This window comes from Brucella sp. BE17 (assembly GCF_039545455.1).
In the GTDB taxonomy this organism is placed as follows: domain Bacteria; phylum Pseudomonadota; class Alphaproteobacteria; order Rhizobiales; family Rhizobiaceae; genus Brucella.
The window spans coordinates 274,859-293,343 of record NZ_CP154468.1; the positions used below are offsets into that span (position 1 = coordinate 274,859).

Sequence of the window (18,485 nt, forward strand, 5' to 3'; positions counted from 1 at the left end):
TCTCTCCGGGTTCGGCCCGGGGGCGGAACATCCGCGTGGCCTGCGGGGGTTCTGAATATCGAAGCGGAGAGGGACAGGAGACGAAAATGGGTTTCAAGGTTGCAGTTGTCGGCGCTACGGGCAATGTTGGGCGCGAAATGCTCAATATTCTCGAGGAGCGCGGTTTTCCCGTAGACGAGGTCGTGGCACTCGCCTCGCGTCGCAGTCAGGGCACGGAGGTGTCCTTTGGCGACAAGACGCTGAAGGTACGCGCGCTCGACACCTATGATTTTTCCGACACCGACATCTGCCTGATGTCTGCTGGTGGTTCGATTTCGCAGGAATGGTCGCCGAAGATTGGCCAGCAGGGCTGTGTGGTGATCGATAATTCGTCGGCCTGGCGCTATGATGCTGCGGTGCCGCTGATCGTGCCGGAAGTGAATCCGGATGCGATTGAAGGCTTTCGTAAGAAGAACATCATCGCTAATCCGAATTGCTCGACGGCGCAGTTGGTTGTCGCGCTGAAGCCGCTTCATGATGCCGCAAAAATCAAGCGCGTCGTTGTCTCCACTTACCAGTCGGTTTCGGGTGCGGGCAAGGAAGGCATGGACGAGCTGTTTGAACAGTCTCGCGCGGTTTTCGTCGCAGATCCGATCTCCACGAAGAAATTCACCAAGCGCATTGCCTTTAATGTCATCCCGCATATCGATGTGTTCATGGAAGACGGCTATACCAAGGAAGAATGGAAGCTCGTCGCCGAAACCAAGAAGATGCTTGATCCCAAGATCAAGGTGACGGCAACCGCTGTGCGTGTTCCCGTGTTCATCGGGCATTCGGAAGCGGTCAATCTGGAATTTGAGAACCCGATTTCTGCCGAGGAAGCCCGTGAAGTTCTGCGCGAAGCGCCGGGCTGTCAGGTGATCGACAAGCACGAGGACGGCGGCTACATCACGCCTTATGAATCGGCTGGTGAAGATGCAACCTATATCAGCCGTATCCGTGAGGATATTACCGTCGAGAACGGTCTGGCCATATGGGTCGTTTCCGACAATCTGCGCAAGGGGGCTGCCCTCAACACCATTCAGATTGCAGAGTTGCTGATTGCGCGCGGGCTGATTACGCCCAAGGCACTTGCTGCCTGATCGCTTTTTCAGACTGGAAAGACAGAGGCGCCGGGAAACCGGCGCTTTTTCTTTGAGGACTGGAAGTTACTTCCTGTATTGGATATGTAGGAGAGGAAAGCGAAACGGGGCTATAGATGAGCCTGATATATAACGAGCGCATAAAACTTCTGGCGAATAATCTCGATCGCCTGTCTACGGCCTTTCTGGCGGTTGGCGTGCTCGGAAAGACGTTTAATTTCACGCCGGATGGCGGGCTGTTCGTCTCCGTGCTGGTCCTTGGCTCTTGGATTCTCGCGGCAATTGGATTACATTTAGCAGCAAGACGAATTCTAGGGAGGCTGAAGCCATGACTTCGGAAGTGTTCTTCTGGTATGTTTTCCCACTGATTGTAGCGGCTGCTGTTTTCGGGTGGCTATGGTATGACAAGCATTATAACGGCCATTCTCAGTGAGAGGCTTTATCTGACTGATGTTTGTGCGCCGGTTGACCGGCGCTTTTTATTTGGTGCGGGCGGCGACGAGATTATCGCGGATATTGAAAAGGCGCTGGCGCATATCGATCAACTCATCGAGTGGCTGGCCAAGCGCACAGATGATTGCTTCCGGCACATCCGCAGCCGCATGCCGCAACGCCCATCCCGCCTCTGTAAGCGTGATGCGTACCTGACGTTCGTCCTGGGCGTCGCGGCAGCGCTGAATGCGGCCAGCTGCCTCGAGACGCTTTAAAAGCGGGGTCAGTGTGCCAGAATCAAGACCAAGTTTCGAGCCGATCTGCGATACCGTCTGATCATTGTTTTCCCAAAGAACCAGCATCACCAGAAACTGCGGATAGGTGAGATCAACCCTCGTCAGGATCGGCTGATAGGCCCGTGCCAAAGCATTCGCGCTTGAATAGATCGCAAAGCAGACCATATCGGAAAGTTTGAGCGGGAAATCCTGTGCCATCAATGTCTGCCTTCAATTTCCGAAGATTCGCACTTTATACCGCACATGCAATTGAATTGCGCATCACTTAATTGTGTAATCAATTACGCAAAATTAGATTGTCCACAATTTAAAATGCGCTACGTTGGTTTTGAGAATGATTAATCTAGCAAGGAGCAACCAAATGGCTATTCTCTATACCACTCAATCGACAGCAACTGGTGGCCGCACGGGCAGCGCGAAGACCGCCGATGGACGCCTGAGCGTCGTTCTCGACACGCCAAAGGAACTGGGCGGGCAGGGTGGCGAAGGCACCAATCCTGAACAGCTTTTTGCGTCTGGTTATGCGGCCTGCTTCCTCGGTGCACTCAAATTTGTGGCTGCGAAGGAAAAGGTTTCGATTTCACCGGATAGCACGGTCACGGCGACCGTTGGTATCGGACCGCGCGAAGATGGTGGTGGTTTTGGCCTTGATGTGGCGTTGGAAATAGCGCTTCCCGGTGTTGAAAAAGACAACGCCCAGGCATTGGTCGATGCGGCTCACATCGTTTGTCCTTATTCGCATGCCACGCGCGGCAATCTCGATGTACGTCTGAGCGTTGCCTGAATGCAAGTATGAAAGACGCCTCTTATAAGGTGTCTTTCATTCCCGCGATAATTCCAGACTATCCAAGCTTTCGAGGGCTTGCTCGACCTTTGCTCTAACAGGCGGAGCTAAAGGTAGGATTGGACGTGGCGGCTCAATCTGTGCAAGGCCGAGCAGATCGGCAATCACATACATGACGCGGAAACTTCCAAAACGCTTGAACAGTTCCCATAAAGGTTGAAAAGCCAGATTGATCCTTTCGGCTTCGGCTCTGTTGGCGGCTTGGGCCGCGCGAGCAAGCGACAGCGCAGGAACAGGCAGAAGCCCTGCAATCACGCTATACCAGCAATCACATCCGGCAAGCAGCGCGTCGGCAGCGCCCCAGTCGCCGCTATAACCAATGGAAAAATCTTCTTTTGTCTCTGAACGGAGCTTTGACAATTCTACTTTGAAAGCATCATTCGCAGGCAGTGGCATTTTGATTGCCTTGATATTTTTAAGCTTTGCCAAGCGAACAATTAGTTCATGAGCGAAGATAAATCTGGTCGTTCCGGGATTGTTGTAGATGCAAAGAGGCAGGGACGTCGCTTCGGCAACGGTCCGAAAATGCTGATACACTTCCTCATCGGTGAGCGGTGTGTATGACACGGGAGCCAGCAGAAGCGCATCCGCTCCGGCCTCTTCAGCATCGCGCGCCAGTATCACAGCTTCATCGGCGCGAAGCGCGCCGACACCCACAATGAGGGGTGTTTTCCCGCCCACGGCATGAACGGCTATCTGAACTGCTTGTTGGCGCTGTGAGCGCGAGAGATAAGCATAGCTGCCAGTGCTGCCCAAAAGACCGACGGAATCCGCTCCCGCCATCTGAATGCGATCCAGAAAACGTGTCAGAATAGCCGCGTCAACATTTCCTGAAACATCAATCGGTGTCAGTGGAAAAGCGGAAAGCCCCTGGAAGAAATCTATACTCATGATCACTACTCGAACTGCATCAGGATAAATCTATAGCATCCATCCCTTGCAATAACTTCAGACGGTCTTTCAAATTATTTCAGAAAGCAAGCGAGCTTACAGGACAGATATCATTCGGCCTGCGCTTCGAGTTCTTCCATGTCTTCGTCGGACAGTCCAAAATGGTGCCCGATCTCATGAATGAGAACATGGGTAATGATGTCGCCCAGCGTCTCCTCGTGCTCGGCCCAGTAATCAATGACGGCACGGCGGAAAAGCGTGATGCGGTTCGGCCCATCACCTGTTTGCATGCTAAACCGTTCACCGATGCCGTGGCCCTCGAAAAGGCCGAGCAGGTCGAAAGGCGTATCCAGTCCCATATCCTCGACGATCTGTTCGTCTGGAAAATCGGATATCTGGATGATGATGTCGCCGCATAGCTGACGAAACTCCTGCGGGAGATGCGCAAGAGCTTCGATCGCAATCGATTCGATTTCGTCCAGTGAGGGAGAAAGACGTGCTGCCCATCCCCCGCTTTGATCTTCTCTGGCCATATGAGCCAATCGTGTCCTATTCAATTGTTCAGGCCACAGATGTTCAAGCCGGTCGTTTTATGCATACCGCTATTAAGCCCAGGGACGCAGTTCGGCGCGTTTGGCCTCGAACACGTCGATGTTGGCAGCCTTTTCCATGGTCAGGCCGATATCGTCGAGACCGTTCAAAAGACAGTGGCGCTTGAATTCGTCGACATCGAAAGAAATCGAGCCGCCATCGGGGCCATGGATCTCCAGAGCGTCCAGATCGACGGTGAGCGTTGCGTTGGCGCCGCGCGAAGCGTCGTCCATCAGCTTGTCTAGATCTTCCTGGCTCACCTTGATGGGCAGGATGCCGTTCTTAAAGCAATTGTTGTAGAAGATATCGGCAAAGGAGGTGGAGATCACGCAGCGGATGCCGAAATCAAGCAGCGCCCACGGCGCGTGTTCGCGCGAAGAGCCACAGCCAAAATTATCGCCGGCAACCAGAATCTGCGCATTGCGATAGGCCGGCTTGTTAAGCACAAAGTCGGGGTTTTCGCTGCCATCCTCATTAAAGCGCATTTCGGCAAAAAGGCCGGTCCCAAGCCCGGTACGCTTGATCGTCTTAAGGTAATCCTTGGGGATGATCATGTCCGTGTCGATATTGACGATCGGCAGAGGGGCCGCAACGCCGGTAAGCTTGGTGAATTTATCCATGTTCTGCGCCTGTCGGTAGAAAAGTTTCAGACTGATTTACATCAGCACTGCGTAGAGTCAACGTTAAGACCCGGTTTCGGGCCCCAAGTGCTGAATAGGTCGCAACCAAACAGAAAAGATAAGCTGGCGAAGGCCGTATTTCAAGCACTCGCATGCTTGCGCTTCATTGTCGTTCGGTGCACAAATCGGCCATGAAGACAATCGCCCGTCCCCGCCGCTCGGTCCTGTTCGTTCCCGCCGTTAATGCTCGCGCTCTGGAAAAGACTCTGACGCTTGATGCCGAGTGCATCATCTATGATCTGGAGGATTCGGTTGCGCCCGAGGCAAAAGCATCGGCGCGTGCAGCACTTGAAGCGCATTTTGCCGCGCACCCTTCAGCCAATTTCGAGCGTATCGTGCGGGTCAATGGTGCCGAGACGCCTTGGGGTAAGGAGGATGTTACCATTGCCGCTGGAATCGGTGCTGACGCCATTCTTCTGCCAAAGGTTGAGCGCCCGCAGGATGTGATCGATGCGGCAAACCGGCTCGATCACCATGACGCTGAGCCAGAAATGGCTATATGGGCGATGATCGAGACGGCGCGCGGTATCCTCAATGCCGACGAGATCGCGACGCTTGGCAATCGTTCAGCGGCACGGCTTGCCGCTTTTGTGGTCGGTTCCAACGATCTCGCACAGCAAACGGGCGTGCGTCTTGATGGGGCGCGCACCTATCTGGTGCCGTGGCTAATGCAGATTCTGCTGGCGGCTCGTGCTGGCGGGCTGACTGTGCTTGACGGAGTCTATAATGATTTCCGCAACGAAACAGGTTTTGCGGATGAATGCGCACAAGGAGCCGCGATGGGTTTTGACGGCAAAACGCTCATTCATCCAAACCAGATCGGCGCTGCTAACCGCGCCTTCTCGCCCGATGAGGGAGAGGTTGCGCATGCCCGCGCGGTGGTCGCGGCGTTCGCGCTGGCCGAAAATGCCGATAAGGGCGTGATTTCGCTTGAGGGAAAGATGGTCGAACGGCTGCATCTTTCCATGGCCGAACGCCTGCTTGCCAGAGCGGGCTTCTAGGCCGGATTTAAGAAAGGACAGACCATGAAACTCTATCGCTTTATAACCGGGCCGGACGATTCCGCTTTTTGCCACCGCGTGACGGCAGCGCTTAACAAGGGCTGGCAACTTTATGGCTCGCCAACCTATGCTTTCAACGCGGCAACCGGCGTCATGCAATGCGGACAGCCAGTCGTGAAGGAAGTGGATGGTGTCGATTACACATCTGACATCAAGCTTGGTGAATATTAGAGCACGGAGTAAATCTGGTCTGATCTGAGCTCTCGGTTTGCGTCTCTCTATTCGCCCAGAGCTTCTGATATGTTGTTTGCAATCTGGATCACGGCCTACCGGGGTGTGCATTGCACTTTGGAATGCCGTGTAACGCGGAGATCATGTCCGCGCCAAGGAAATCCATGAAGAGCTCCTGCGTTTCTGGAACACGGTCTTTGCAGACAACTGGCACGCCAATATCAAAACGTCGATTGCCTTGCAGGGCGCATTTTGTTCTGAATTGTTCCCGGCCAGAATTCGCTATAGCGGCCTGTCTCTGGTTCAGCAGATTGGTCCGATCCTGGGCGGCGGCGTTTCACCACTTATCGCGACGACGCTCCCGGCGGAATATTCAGACACTGTCATGCCCACTGTTCTTTACATGGTGCTGATGGCAATTGTCTCAGCCGTCTGTGCGTTCGCGTTACGACCGCCAAAAACAGCCTAACCCTTCCAAAGTACCTTCCGCTGTCATGACGGAAGGTCCCCGGATTAGCCGATCATGAACGTTGCTGCAAACCCGCTCACCGGTGCAACGCGCTTTAATGTCAGTAGCGACGGATCAACCCGATGAGTTTTCCCTGTACGCGAACCCGATCCGGTCCGAAAATACGCGTCTCATAAGCGGGATTGGCAGCTTCAAGAGCAATCGAAGCGCCCTTGCGGCGGAAGCGCTTTAGCGTTGCTTCCTCATCATCGACGAGGGCCACAATAATTTCGCCGGGGCTAGCCGTCTCGCCACGCCGGATGATGACGGTGTCACCGTCAAAAATACCAGCTTCAACCATCGAATCGCCTCGCACTTCAAGCGCGTAATGCTCTCCCGCCCCCAGCATTTCCGGCGGAAGGCTCAGTGAATGTGTCTGGTTCTGGATGGCGGAAATCGGTACGCCTGCCGCGATGCGACCCATAACGGGCACGGAAACGGTGGCAGAAACGGCATCATTGGTGGTGACGGACGCGGGGCGCGCCGCCTGCTGTGCTGCAGGCGCTTTGCCGAGGCTGCCTTCGATGACGCTTGGCGAAAATTTTCTTTGACTGTTCAGCCCCGGCGCGATCGAATCCGGTAGGCGCAGCACTTCCAACGCGCGCGCCCGGTTGGGTAGCCGGCGGATAAAACCGCGTTCTTCAAGTGCTGTAATCAGCCGATGAATGCCCGACTTGGAAGCGAGATCCAACGCTTCCTTCATTTCGTCGAAAGAAGGGGGAATGCCGGTTTCTTTCAGACGCTCATGAATGAACAGCAAAAGTTCATGCTGTTTGCGGGTCAACATTGGCGACACCCTCCGGCCTAGAACAGATAAGAGAAAAACAAAACCAGAACGAACACTATATGTTCCAGTCTTGTTCTGCAATGGTTTTTAAATAATTAATGTTCAGGCGAAGACGGGTATGCTTGGCGAATTATCGCGAAATGATCACAACATGAGGATGCGGCATGGCTCGCCATTGGCAGTCGCAGTTGCGTTTTCGTCCCGGATTAAAAGCGCGTCGGAGTTGACCAGTGCCGAGAGCATGGAAGAATCTTGCAGCGAATAAGGTGTCGCAACAAGCGTGCCGTCGCCTCGTGTTTCGATTGTCGCGCGTACAAAATCGCGGCGATGATCGTTGGCGGCCATTGGCTGTCCAAGAATGGCGGGCCGGATATCGGTGTCCAGGTTTGTACCGCCCAGCTTTGCGACCAGTGGACGCAGAAAGACGAGGCTGCACACGAGGCTGGAAACAGGATTGCCCGGCAGGCCGATCACATGCACGGTTTTGCTTCCGACTATTTTGCGACCATACATCAGCGGCTTGCCTGGGCGCATGGCAATTTTCCAGAAGTCGAGATCTACGCCGCAATTGCGCAAGGCGACATGGATAAAATCGCGGTCGCCAACCGAGGCGCCACCAACTGTCACCAGCACATCGATGCCGCTCTCCAGCGCCTGCGCGATGGCCGCTTCGATTTTTGCAGGATTATCGGGGATGATGCCCAGATCCTGAGACATGCCACCCGCACGGCGAATGATTTCTGCAACGCCGAGACTGTTGGACGCGACGATCTGGTCAGGTCCCGGCGCGGTGCCTGGAGGGACGAGTTCGTCACCTGTGGCGAGAATGGCAATGCGGGGCCTGCGAAAGACATCCAAGGCTGCATTGCCGCTTGCCGCAGCCAGCGACAGCGCTGCTGCATCCAACTCGCGTCCCGCCTCGAGAACCGTTTTGTCCGGCGCAAAATCCAGCCCAGCGCGGCGAATATGGCGACCTTTGTCGATACCCTCCAATATTGTCAGTTGGTCACCTTTACGGTCTGTATGTTCCTGAATGACGATCGTGTCGGCATTGTCGGGCAGGGGGGCGCCAGTAAAGATGCGAACGGCTTCGCCGGGTCGCAAACTGCCGTTAAAGCGTTTTCCGGCAGCGGATTCGCCAATCACTTTCAGAGGCAGCGGATAAGTGATGTCTGCGGGCGCAATCAGCGCATAGCCATCCATTGCCGAGCAATCGAAGGGCGGCTGCATGAGCTGCGCTTGAACCGGGTGGGCAACAATGCGACCGCCGGCTTCGCTCAATGAAACGGTTTCATATCCATCGGTATTGGCTGAATGCAGGATGCGTTGCAATGCTTGCTCAACAGGGAGAAGGGCCATGACGCTTCCTTTCAAATTATTTGCCGGATTTCTGTCAGGCTTTCCAGTCGCCTGATTTGCCGCCGGTCTTTTCCAGAACCCGGATATTGCCTATTTCCATGAGACGGTCCACGGCCTTGGCCATATCATAAATGGTGAGGCAGGTGACAGAAACTGCGGTCAACGCCTCCATCTCTACACCGGTTCGGCCCTTTAGTTTTGCGGTTGCGCGCACGCGAAGGCCGGGCAGGGTATCATCGGGTTCGATCTCGACCGATACCTTGGTCAGCATCAAAGGGTGACAGAGCGGAATAAGATCGGCGGTTTTTTTCGCGGCCATGATTCCAGCCAGACGTGCTGTGCCGATCACATCGCCCTTGGCGGCGTCCCCGGCCAGAATAAGTGCCAGCGTCTCTTTACGCATGCGCACACATCCTTCGGCAACGGCCTGACGCTCCGTCTCATCCTTGGCACCGACATCCACCATATGGGCGGCACCCGTAAGATCAAGATGCGTTAACTCGCGGGTTTTTGACGGCATGATTTCAAGCCTTGCCTGTCAGGAGTTCACGGGTTGCAGTTTCCACGTCGTCCTTACGCATCAGACTTTCGCCGATCAGGAAGGTGCCAATGCCGGACTTTTGTAGCCGCAAGCAATCGTTATGGGTGAAAATACCGCTTTCACCCACCAGGACGCGGTCGTCGTGCACCATCTTCGACAAACGTTCCGAGACAGCGAGATCGACTTCGAAATTGCGCAGATTGCGGTTGTTGACGCCGAGCAGACGCGAGGAAAGTTTTAGCGCGCGTTCCATTTCCTCTTCGTCATGCACTTCGATAAGGGCGTCCATGCCAAGCTCAAATGCGGTCTCTTCCAATGCCTTCGCGAGATCGTCATCGACGCTTGCCATAATGATCAGGATGCAATCGGCCCCCCAGCTACGGGCCTCATAGACCTGATAGGTGTCGAATAGAAAATCCTTGCGCAGTGCCGGTAGAGTGCAAGCCTCACGCGCCTGCGCCAAAAACTCAGGCGCGCCCTGAAAGGAAGGCGCATCGGTCAAAACCGAAAGACAGGCGGCGCCGCCTTTTTCATAGGCTTTCGCAAGCGCAGGGGGGGCGAAATCAGGCCGGATCAGACCCTTCGAAGGGCTGGCTTTCTTGATTTCGGCAATAAGAGCGAACTCTCCGGCGCAGCGCCTTGCTTCCAGCGACTTGAGAAATCCGCGTGGTGCCGACTGATCCGCAATGTGGGCTTTCAGGTCGTCGAGTGTATGGCGCGTCTTGGCGCTCGCTATTTCCTCGCGCTTGTAGACTTCGATCTTGCGCAGAATGTCGGTGGACATGGTGTTTCTTCCCCGTCAGGCTGCTTCATCATTTGAGATGGCAACCACTCTTTGTAGAACGGTCAGTGCGGCACCGCTGTCGATTGCCTGTGCGGCTTTGGCAATGCCCTCTTTGAGGTCATGAGCCTTGCCTGCAATGGCCAGTGCTGCGCCGGAATTTAGCAAAACGATATCGCGATAAGCACCCGCTTCGCCGTCCAGAACAGCGCGCAGTGCCTTGGCATTTAACGCCGCATCGCCACCTTTTAGCTCGTTTGGCGAGGCGCGACGCAGGCCCACCTCTTCCGGCGTGATTTCGAATGTCCGCACTTTGCCGTTTTCAAGCGCTGCAATCTGCGTTGTTCCTGCCGTTGTCATCTCGTCAAGACCATCGCCATATACGACCCACGCCGTTTCGGTGCCGAGTTCACGTAGCACATGAGCCAGTGGCTCAAGCCACTGAGCGGAAAAGACACCGACAAGCTGGCGCTTTACGCTTGCCGGATTGGCCAGTGGTCCGAGCAGATTGAAAATCGTGCGTGTTCCCAGTTCTACGCGCGAGGGCCCGACATGGCGCATCGCGGAATGATGCATGGGGGCAAACATGAAGCCGAGGCCAGCCTCACTAATGCTGCGGCCAATGGTTTGTGCGTCGGCTTCGATATTGACGCCGAGCGCTGCCAGTGTATCTGCGGCACCGGAGCGGGACGACAGTGCACGATTGCCGTGCTTGGCGACAGGGACTCCTGCGCCAGCCACGACAAAAGCCGAACAGGAGGACACATTGTAGGACCCGGACTGATCGCCGCCCGTCCCCACAATATCAATGGCATCGGCGGGGGCTTTGACGGGCAGCATGCGCGAGCGCATGGAAGCCACCGCCCCGGCAATTTCCGCAACCGTTTCGCCGCGCACACGCAAGGCCATTAAAAACCCGCCGATCTGCGACGGTGTTGCCTGACCCGACATCATGACATCGAAAGCCGCCATGGCTTCATCCTGGCTCAGGGCTTCGCCGGTAGCTGCTTTCGCAATAAAGGGTTTCAGATCAGCCATGATAGTTTCCTTTCAGCTGCCCACCATTTACTGCGCAAGGGCTTCGTTGATGACCGCCTGATTGACCTTGACCGGATATTGCTTCTGCAATTCGCCAACCAACTGATCGAGCAAATCGCCGGACAGCGCATTAGCAAGATAATCGCGCTGCTGCTGAGGCACAGCATCGGCGCCGGTTGCAGCCGGTTCGGTTACTTCCGTGACCTTAAACACGATCTGTCCGTCGCCGGAAGGGGCTGCAGCGGTGCCGGTAAAGCCGTTTGGACCGCGGAAAATCTGCGCCGCCGCGGCGCTGCCAATATCGGCATCATTGGTGTTGCGGTTGACACCGTGCTTGGTCTGTTTTTCGAGGCCGACCTCAGACGCAATCGTGTCGAGCGTCGTTCCGCCGTCGAGACGTGTCTTCAACTCTTCCACACGCTGGTTAAGGCGCTTGACAGCCTCCTCGGCCTTCCAGGCAGTTACAAGCTGATCCTTGATCTCATCGAGCGAACGCTCACGGGGGGGGGTAATGCCATCGACCTGATACCAGAGATAACCGTTATTGCCGAGTGTCAGCGCATCATTGTCAAAACCCTGGTCTGCTTGGAACAGGGCGGTGAGAAGCGCTTCGGCATTGGGTACCTCAACAGGATTGCCGGAAGCGTCGTTGCCATCGCTATCGATTGCGTCGACCGTCACTGTCTTAAGGCTGAGGGTTTTTGCGGCCTCTGCCATCGTAGAGCCCTCCGAACGCTGCTGCTCGTAGGAATCGTGAATGCCGGTGATGCTGCTGATCGCGATATTGGTTGCAAGCGTGTTGCGGATTTCGCCTTCGACTTCGCCAAGTGCTTTGGCATGAGCCGGTTCGATTGCGCTCACACGCAGGATCACAGGGCCGAAACTGCCCTTGACCACCGGGCTGACACCGTTTTCAGAAAGCGCAAAAGCTGCATCGGCAATAGCCTCATCGGGAATGGCGCTCTTTTCAAACGTGCCGAGCCGGAGGTCGTTTTCGCTTTTGCCCTGCTCTTTGGCGACTTCGAGGAAATCCGTTCCGGCAGCAATTTTGGCCTGAGCTGCTTGGGCAGCGGTTTCATCGGCGAATGTCAGCTGCTCAATTGTGCGTTTTTCGACGGAACCAAAGCGGGCCTTGTTGTTCTCGTAATAGTCGTTGATCTCGTCCTGCGTGACGGCAGCCGGATCGGCAATATCGGCAGGTTCCAGCTTCACATAGGTGAACTTTCGGTATTCTGGCGCTTTATAATCATCCTTATGTGCTTCGAAATAGGATTTGAGCACATCATCGGACGGTGCAGGCACTGCATCGGCAGCTTCGGCGGGTATCGTGATATAGTCGACGCTGCGGCTTTCATCCTGATAAAGGCTGAGCGCCTTGAGCATGGTATCGGGAAGCTTCAGGCCGTCGGTGGCCGCTTCCACAATTTGCTGACGGCGGGCGTCCTTGGCGCGATTATCGAGGTAATCCTGGGGGCGGATATTGGACTGGCGCAAGACGGCGTCGAACTGGGTGCGGTTGAAATTGCCGCTTGAATCCTGAAACGCCGGATCTTCGGCGGTAAGACGGGCGATGCCGTCCTTGGAAAGCCCAAGGTTCATGTTGCGCGCGCTTTCGTCCAGCACAACACCCGCTGCCACTTGTGCCAGAACCTGATTTTCCAGGCCGATGGATTTCGCCTGTTCGCGTGTTAGGCGCTGGCGGAACTGCTGTGAAAGGCGCATGAGCTGCTGCTCATAGGCAAAGCGATATTCGCTGCCACTCACTTCAGAGCCGCCAGCCGTCACTGCGGCACTGCCTGTCAGGTTGGTACGGAAGGCATCGGAAATTCCCCAGGCGCCGAAGCTCAGCACAAGCAGGCCAAGCAAAAGCTTGACGATCCAGGATTTGGTGGCAGAGCGCAGGCTGTCGAGCATGGGAAAACCCTTTGGTAAATAAGCAAAGCTCGGTTTGGATTTGCAGTGAGCTTGTCAGGGGATAACCTCAAGCAAGGCTTTTTTGCAAGCTCTCATGCGCATTCGGGGCCAAGAACATTTGCATTGCGGCACGAATATGCTTAGTCAGATGCGATTTTTAGCGCAAACGCGCCCCGTTCGGCGTGTGTGTCCGTCCTTGAAAAAACGAGGAGAATACGATGACCCCGGGTATCCGTCCACTGGTCGCTGGCAACTGGAAGATGAATGGGACCGGTGAATCCCTGACCGAATTGCGCGCCATTGCCGCTGGCCTCAGTTCCGATCTGGGGCGAAAGCTGGATGCGGTGATCTGCGTTCCGGCCACGTTGCTTTCGCGTGCCTGGCAAACATTGTCGGGCGAAACGACGGTCGGTCTTGGCGGACAGGATAGTCATTTCAATGTGTCTGGCGCGCATACCGGCGATATTTCGGCTGAGATGCTGAAAGAGGCGGGTGCCAGCCACGTCATTATCGGTCATTCCGAACGACGCACCGATCACCGCGAAACCAACGACATCGTGAAGTCGAAGACCGAAGCCGCATGGGCGGCTGGTCTGGTAACAATTGTCTGTGTTGGTGAGACTGAGGATGAGCGCCGCTCGGAACGTACGCTCGATGTGATTGGAGCTCAACTCGCCGACTCGCTGCCCGATGGCGTGAACGCGGAAAATACGATCGTTGCTTACGAACCGGTATGGGCGATCGGTACGGGCCTGACGCCGACTGTGCAGGATGTTCGTGCCGCGCACGCGTTCATGCGTGAGCAGCTTGTCGAGCGTTTCGGTGCCAAGGGCGCACATCTTCGCCTTCTCTACGGTGGCTCGGTTAAGCCATCCAATGCGGCTGAACTGCTGGGTATTGCAGATGTCGATGGCGCACTTGTTGGCGGTGCCAGCTTGAAAGCCACCGATTTCCTCGCCATATGCGAGATCTATCGCAATTTCTGATGCTTTTGCGCTTTATGCGATCTATCGCAAGCGCGGGGCTTGGATTGTCGCGTAATAGCGTGTAAAGAGCCGCATCTATTTATCACGCAGACTAGGCCACGCGGGCTGGACAAAGCCATCAAATATGTGTTCGACGCTGCTTTAAAGATCAGGGACGTAAAGACCGTTACCCATGGATACCGTAGTTATTGTCATTCATTTGTTGATCGTGCTGGCGCTTGTCGGCGTTGTACTCATCCAGCGCTCTGAAGGTGGTGGTTTGGGTATCGGCGGCGGTTCTGGCTTTATGACGGCACGTGGTGCGGCCAACGCACTGACCCGTACCACGGCCATTCTGGCGGTTGGCTTTTTCGCGACCTCGCTGACCCTTGGTATTATGGCCCGCTACGGTGAACGCCCCACCGATATCCTCGACCGTATTCCCGCAGCGACCGGTAGCCAGACGGCTCCGGCGGGCGGTGCGGGCGGCGGCGGCATCCTTGATCAGCTCGGTGGAGAATCATCGCGCAATAATCAGACCGCTCCAGACGCAGGCGCACCGGCGCCCAGCGGTGATGGTACTCCGCAGGCACCGGCCAATCCGGTTCCTGACTCGCAGTAAAAGCGGCCCCTATATTCCGAAATCAGAAACCAGTCCCAATTCGTTTTGGGGCTGGTTTCTTTTTTTAAACGTGGAAAACGTTGAGTGTTGCAAGCGAGCCATAGCTGCTGCTATTCGCATTGGCGTGCGGCTGCTGTGAATTGAATATGGCCGTCATTCACAGTATGGAAGGCTAAAGCTGACCCGTAAAAACTTACGGCAGTTGTTTGGCTTGAATTTTCGGGAACCGATCATGTTTTCACGTCGTCTTATTATGGCTGGCTTTGTAAGCCTTTGCGCCGCAGTTTCTGTTCCGGCTTTTGCAGCCTCTCCACTCAATTCCGATACGGGATTGGACAAAGCCGTAACCACGAATGTGCAGCAGGTTGCTGCGACGGCTGATGCACGCGCCAAGCCGAAGAAATCAAAAAAGGCTGAAAAAAAGCAGAGCGCACCCAAAGGTGTTACGCTCAATCGTTACAATATAGATCCAAAATTCCGTGCACAGGATGTCGCTTTCAGCGGCTACAAGCCCGGCACCATCGTGATCGATCCGCAGCAGCGCTTCCTCTATCTCGTCGAAACATCGACGACAGCGCGCCGCTATGGCATTGCAGTGGGCAGGCAGGGCCTTGAGTTCAAGGGCACCGCTAAGATCAATGCCAAGCGCGAATGGCCGCGCTGGATTCCGACCAAGGAAATGATCGAGCGTAATCCTTCGCAATATGGCCGCTTCAAGAACGGCATGGATGGCGGCCCGGGCAATCCGCTTGGTTCACGTGCGCTCTATCTCTTCCAGGGCAACAAGGACACCTATATCCGTATTCACGGCACGGTGCAGCCGTGGACGATTGGCAGCTCCGCTTCCAACGGTTGTTTCCGCATGGTCAATGAGGACGTCATGGATCTCTATGAGCGCGTTGGTCTTGGCACTGAAGTCGTGGTTCTCTAATCTTTCCAAAATTTATTTGAAAAAGCCGGGCTCTGTCCCGGCTTTTTTGTGATGCATTTTTTTGTCGTTTGACGGAAGCTGTGGATTACGTCCTTCGCCATGGTAAAGACGGTGCATGGCGATTAAGAGAGGGGATGTCGTGTTCGACCTTGGTCGTCGTGCACAGCTTTCGCTTGGGGTAATATGCCCGATGTTTAACGGCGATTTCGCTCTTTTTGCAGAAAAAACGCGCTTGAGCGCATTTTTTAGTGGCGGAATCAATCAGGAAAGTCTAACGAGATAAGCCCATGGCGCGATATGTATTCATCACTGGCGGCGTGGTTTCTTCCCTCGGAAAAGGCATTGCCGCAGCAGCATTGGCTGCACTCCTTCAGGCACGTGGTTACCGCGTGCGTATCCGTAAACTCGACCCTTATCTGAATGTCGATCCTGGCACGATGTCGCCTTACCAGCATGGTGAGGTTTTCGTCACTGACGATGGTGCCGAAACCGATCTCGATCTTGGTCATTACGAGCGGTTCACCGGCCGTCCTGCCAACAAGCAGGATAATATCACCACCGGTCGTATCTACCGTAACATCATCGAAAAAGAACGCCGCGGCGATTATCTTGGTGCGACGGTTCAGGTTATTCCGCATGTCACCGACGAGATCAAGAATTTCGTCCTGGAAGGCAATGAGGATTATGATTTCGTGCTCTGCGAAATCGGCGGCACGGTCGGTGATATTGAAGCGATGCCGTTTCTCGAAGCCATTCGCCAGCTTGGCAATGAATTGCCACGGGGCAATGCGGTCTATATCCATTTGACATTGATGCCCTATATTCCGGCGGCAGGCGAATTGAAGACCAAGCCGACGCAGCATTCGGTCAAAGAGCTGCGTTCCATCGGTATTGCACCGGATATTCTTCTAGTGCGTGCCGACCGCGAAATTCCTGAATCCGAACGTCGCAAGCTTTCGCTGTTCTGTAATGTGCGCGAGAGCGCGGTTATTCAGGCTCTTGATGTCGCAACCATCTATGATGTGCCAATTGCCTATCACAAGGAAGGCCTCGACACGGAAGTTCTGGCAGCCTTTGGCATCGAACCTGCCCCCAAGCCGCGCATGGAGCGCTGGCAGGAAGTTTCCAACCGTCTGCACAATCCCGAAGGTGAAGTCACCATCGCCATTGTTGGTAAATATACCGGCTTGAAAGACGCATATAAGTCGCTGATCGAGGCGCTCTATCACGGCGGGCTTGCAAACAAGGTGAAGGTCAATCTCGACTGGATCGAGGCGGAAGTCTTTGAAAGCGAAGATCCGTCGCCTTATCTGGAAAAAGTGCACGGCATTCTGGTACCGGGCGGCTTTGGTGAACGGGGAGCGGAAGGCAAGATACTGGCCGCAAAATTCGCTCGCGAGCGCAAGGTGCCTTATTTCGGTATCTGTTTTGGTATGCAGATGGCATGCCTTGAAGCAGCACGCAATCTGGTTGGCATTGAGGATGCGTCCTCGACCGAGTTCGGTCCGACCAAGGAGCCGGTCGTCGGCTTGATGACCGAATGGCTGAAGGGCAACATGCTTGAAAAGCGTGCGGCGGCAGGTGACCTGGGTGGCACCATGCGTCTGGGCGCTTACGATGCGGCGTTGAAGCCGGGCTCGAAAATAGCGGAAATCTATGGTTCGACCGAGATTGCCGAGCGTCATCGCCATCGCTATGAAGTCAATATCGACTACAAGGATCGCCTTGAAAAAGCGGGTCTTGAATTTGCGGGTATGTCGCCCGACGGCGTTCTTCCGGAAACAGTCGAATATCCCGATCATCCGTGGTTTATCGGGGTGCAGTATCACCCTGAGTTGAAATCACGGCCATTTGAGCCGCATCCCCTCTTCGCCTCGTTCATCGAGGCGGCGATTGATCAAAGCAGGCTTGTTTAAAATGCTTACACGCCCTTCTCATGGGGCGTGTTTTGTTTCTGCCCCTTGTTCGCGACAGATTTGCACGTTACTTGCGGGGCAGCAATCTTATCCAAAGGTTTAAAGCCATGACGACCGCCAGTTCTGCCGTTAAAGCCGGGAATGTTACTTTTTCCAACGATGCGCCGTTTTCGCTGATTGCAGGTCCCTGCCAGATGGAAACGCGCGAGCACGCTTTCGAGATGGCGGGGCGGCTCAAGGAAATCACCGACAGGCTGGGGATCGGCCTTGTCTACAAGTCGAGTTTCGATAAGGCCAATCGTACGTCACTGAAAGCCGAACGCGGCATTGGGCTTGAAAAGGCGCTGGAGGTTTTCAGCGATCTGAAAAAGGAATTCGGCTTTCCGGTTTTGACCGATATCCATACTGAGGAGCAATGCGCTGAGGTCGCTCCAGTCGTCGATGTGCTGCAAATCCCGGCGTTTTTATGCCGCCAGACCGATCTCCTGATTGCGGCGGCAAAGACTGGACGCGTCATCAACGTTAAGAAGGGCCAGTTTCTAGCACCCTGGGACATGAAGAACGTTCTGGCCAAGATCACAGAAAACGGCAATCCCAATGTGCTTGCGACCGAGCGCGGCGTTTCGTTCGGCTATAATACGCTGGTGTCGGATATGCGCTCGCTGCCAATCATGGCGGGTTTTGGTGCGCCGGTCATTTTTGACGCGACCCATTCGGTGCAGCAGCCGGGCGGGCAGGGCGCCTCTTCGGGCGGGCAGCGCGAATTTGTCGAAACCTTGGCGCGGGCGGCCATCGCTGTCGGTGTCGCAGGCGTTTTCATCGAAACCCATCAGGACCCAGACAACGCGCCTTCGGATGGACCGAACATGGTGCCCATCGACAAAATGCCTGCGCTCCTTGAAAAGCTTATGGCTTTTGACCGCATTGCCAAGGGGCTTTAAAAAAAACGTCGCAGAAAATTTAACATGATGGGGATTTTCCTCTGCGCTTTCTGTCTGTAATGAGATCGCATCGGATTTCTTCAATATGCTTTGCT

20 protein-coding genes are annotated in these 18,485 nt (G+C 55.1%); 10 read left to right on the plus strand and 10 right to left on the minus strand.

The features are described from left to right. Positions 1–86 precede the first annotated feature (86 nt). Both AAIB41_RS12730 and AAIB41_RS12735 read left to right on the plus strand, forming a co-directional pair. A complete protein-coding gene (locus tag AAIB41_RS12730) occupies positions 87–1,121 on the plus strand; it encodes an aspartate-semialdehyde dehydrogenase (RefSeq protein WP_343315661.1) in 1,035 nt (344 codons plus the stop codon). 116 nt (positions 1,122–1,237) lie between these two features. Continuing rightward, positions 1,238–1,453, plus strand: coding sequence for a hypothetical protein (locus AAIB41_RS12735; RefSeq protein ID WP_343315662.1), 216 nt, complete (start codon positions 1,238–1,240; stop codon positions 1,451–1,453). Between the two features lie 147 nt (positions 1,454–1,600). Here AAIB41_RS12735 and AAIB41_RS12740 read toward each other — a convergent pair whose 3' ends face one another. Next, positions 1,601–2,047, minus strand: a complete 447-nt coding sequence (locus tag AAIB41_RS12740) for a MarR family transcriptional regulator (protein ID WP_343315663.1) — start codon at positions 2,045–2,047, stop codon at positions 1,601–1,603. A 163-nt stretch (positions 2,048–2,210) separates the two neighbouring features. Here AAIB41_RS12740 and AAIB41_RS12745 point away from each other — a divergent pair, with 163 nt between their 5' ends. Then, positions 2,211–2,633 carry an organic hydroperoxide resistance protein gene (locus AAIB41_RS12745; protein ID WP_343315664.1) on the plus strand — a complete coding sequence of 141 codons (423 nt, stop codon included), beginning with the start codon at positions 2,211–2,213 and terminating at the stop codon, positions 2,631–2,633. 36 nt (positions 2,634–2,669) lie between these two features. Here the strand turns inward: AAIB41_RS12745 and AAIB41_RS12750 are convergent, their stop codons facing one another. From AAIB41_RS12750 to leuD, 3 genes are all read right to left on the minus strand, one after another. Next, complete coding sequence (locus AAIB41_RS12750; RefSeq protein ID WP_343315665.1) at positions 2,670–3,584, minus strand: dihydrodipicolinate synthase family protein; 915 nt, start codon at positions 3,582–3,584, stop codon at positions 2,670–2,672. Positions 3,585–3,694: 110 nt separating this feature from the next. Continuing rightward, positions 3,695–4,117 carry a metallopeptidase family protein gene (locus AAIB41_RS12755; protein WP_343315666.1) on the minus strand — a complete coding sequence of 141 codons (423 nt, stop codon included), beginning with the start codon at positions 4,115–4,117 and terminating at the stop codon, positions 3,695–3,697. Positions 4,118–4,189: 72 nt separating this feature from the next. Next, positions 4,190–4,795 carry a 3-isopropylmalate dehydratase small subunit gene (gene leuD / locus AAIB41_RS12760; protein ID WP_343315667.1) on the minus strand — a complete coding sequence of 202 codons (606 nt, stop codon included), beginning with the start codon at positions 4,793–4,795 and terminating at the stop codon, positions 4,190–4,192. A gap of 191 nt (positions 4,796–4,986) precedes the next feature. On the opposite strand from leuD, the gene AAIB41_RS12765 reads away from it, so the two are divergent. Beyond that, complete coding sequence (locus AAIB41_RS12765) at positions 4,987–5,856, plus strand: CoA ester lyase (RefSeq protein ID WP_343315668.1); 870 nt, start codon at positions 4,987–4,989, stop codon at positions 5,854–5,856. Positions 5,857–5,880: 24 nt separating this feature from the next. Next, complete coding sequence (locus AAIB41_RS12770; RefSeq protein ID WP_343315669.1) at positions 5,881–6,087, plus strand: DUF1737 domain-containing protein; 207 nt, start codon at positions 5,881–5,883, stop codon at positions 6,085–6,087. Between the two features lie 569 nt (positions 6,088–6,656). On the opposite strand, the gene lexA is transcribed toward AAIB41_RS12770, so the two are convergent. From lexA to AAIB41_RS12800, 6 genes are all read right to left on the minus strand, one after another. Next, the gene (gene lexA, locus AAIB41_RS12775) at positions 6,657–7,382 is read right to left on the minus strand and encodes a transcriptional repressor LexA (RefSeq protein WP_343315670.1); all 726 of its coding nucleotides are present in this window, start codon (positions 7,380–7,382) and stop codon (positions 6,657–6,659) included. 144 nt (positions 7,383–7,526) lie between these two features. Further along, positions 7,527–8,741 (minus strand): gephyrin-like molybdotransferase Glp, encoded by a 1,215-nt coding sequence (gene glp, locus AAIB41_RS12780; protein WP_343315671.1) that lies wholly within the window; start codon positions 8,739–8,741, stop codon positions 7,527–7,529. 34 nt (positions 8,742–8,775) lie between these two features. Then, positions 8,776–9,261, minus strand: coding sequence for a cyclic pyranopterin monophosphate synthase MoaC (gene moaC / locus AAIB41_RS12785; RefSeq protein WP_343315672.1), 486 nt, complete (start codon positions 9,259–9,261; stop codon positions 8,776–8,778). A 4-nt stretch (positions 9,262–9,265) separates the two neighbouring features. Next, positions 9,266–10,066 carry an indole-3-glycerol phosphate synthase TrpC gene (trpC, locus tag AAIB41_RS12790; protein WP_343315673.1) on the minus strand — a complete coding sequence of 267 codons (801 nt, stop codon included), beginning with the start codon at positions 10,064–10,066 and terminating at the stop codon, positions 9,266–9,268. Positions 10,067–10,081: 15 nt separating this feature from the next. Then, complete coding sequence (gene trpD, locus AAIB41_RS12795) at positions 10,082–11,101, minus strand: anthranilate phosphoribosyltransferase (protein ID WP_343315674.1); 1,020 nt, start codon at positions 11,099–11,101, stop codon at positions 10,082–10,084. A gap of 27 nt (positions 11,102–11,128) precedes the next feature. Continuing rightward, positions 11,129–13,015: a peptidyl-prolyl cis-trans isomerase gene (locus AAIB41_RS12800; protein WP_343315675.1), complete on the minus strand. Its 1,887-nt coding sequence runs from the start codon at positions 13,013–13,015 to the stop codon at positions 11,129–11,131. A gap of 218 nt (positions 13,016–13,233) precedes the next feature. On the opposite strand from AAIB41_RS12800, the gene tpiA reads away from it, so the two are divergent. The 5 genes from tpiA (at position 13,234) to kdsA (ending at position 18,390) form a co-directional block, all read left to right on the plus strand. Then, positions 13,234–14,001 carry a triose-phosphate isomerase gene (tpiA, locus tag AAIB41_RS12805; protein ID WP_343315676.1) on the plus strand — a complete coding sequence of 256 codons (768 nt, stop codon included), beginning with the start codon at positions 13,234–13,236 and terminating at the stop codon, positions 13,999–14,001. 172 nt (positions 14,002–14,173) lie between these two features. Further along, a complete protein-coding gene (gene secG / locus AAIB41_RS12810) occupies positions 14,174–14,602 on the plus strand; it encodes a preprotein translocase subunit SecG (RefSeq protein ID WP_343315677.1) in 429 nt (142 codons plus the stop codon). Positions 14,603–14,834: 232 nt separating this feature from the next. Then, a complete protein-coding gene (locus tag AAIB41_RS12815; RefSeq protein WP_343315678.1) occupies positions 14,835–15,533 on the plus strand; it encodes a L,D-transpeptidase in 699 nt (232 codons plus the stop codon). A 287-nt stretch (positions 15,534–15,820) separates the two neighbouring features. After that, positions 15,821–17,449: a CTP synthase gene (locus AAIB41_RS12820; protein WP_343315679.1), complete on the plus strand. Its 1,629-nt coding sequence runs from the start codon at positions 15,821–15,823 to the stop codon at positions 17,447–17,449. Between the two features lie 107 nt (positions 17,450–17,556). Next, a complete protein-coding gene (kdsA, locus tag AAIB41_RS12825) occupies positions 17,557–18,390 on the plus strand; it encodes a 3-deoxy-8-phosphooctulonate synthase (RefSeq protein WP_343315680.1) in 834 nt (277 codons plus the stop codon). Positions 18,391–18,485: the final 95 nt, after the last annotated feature.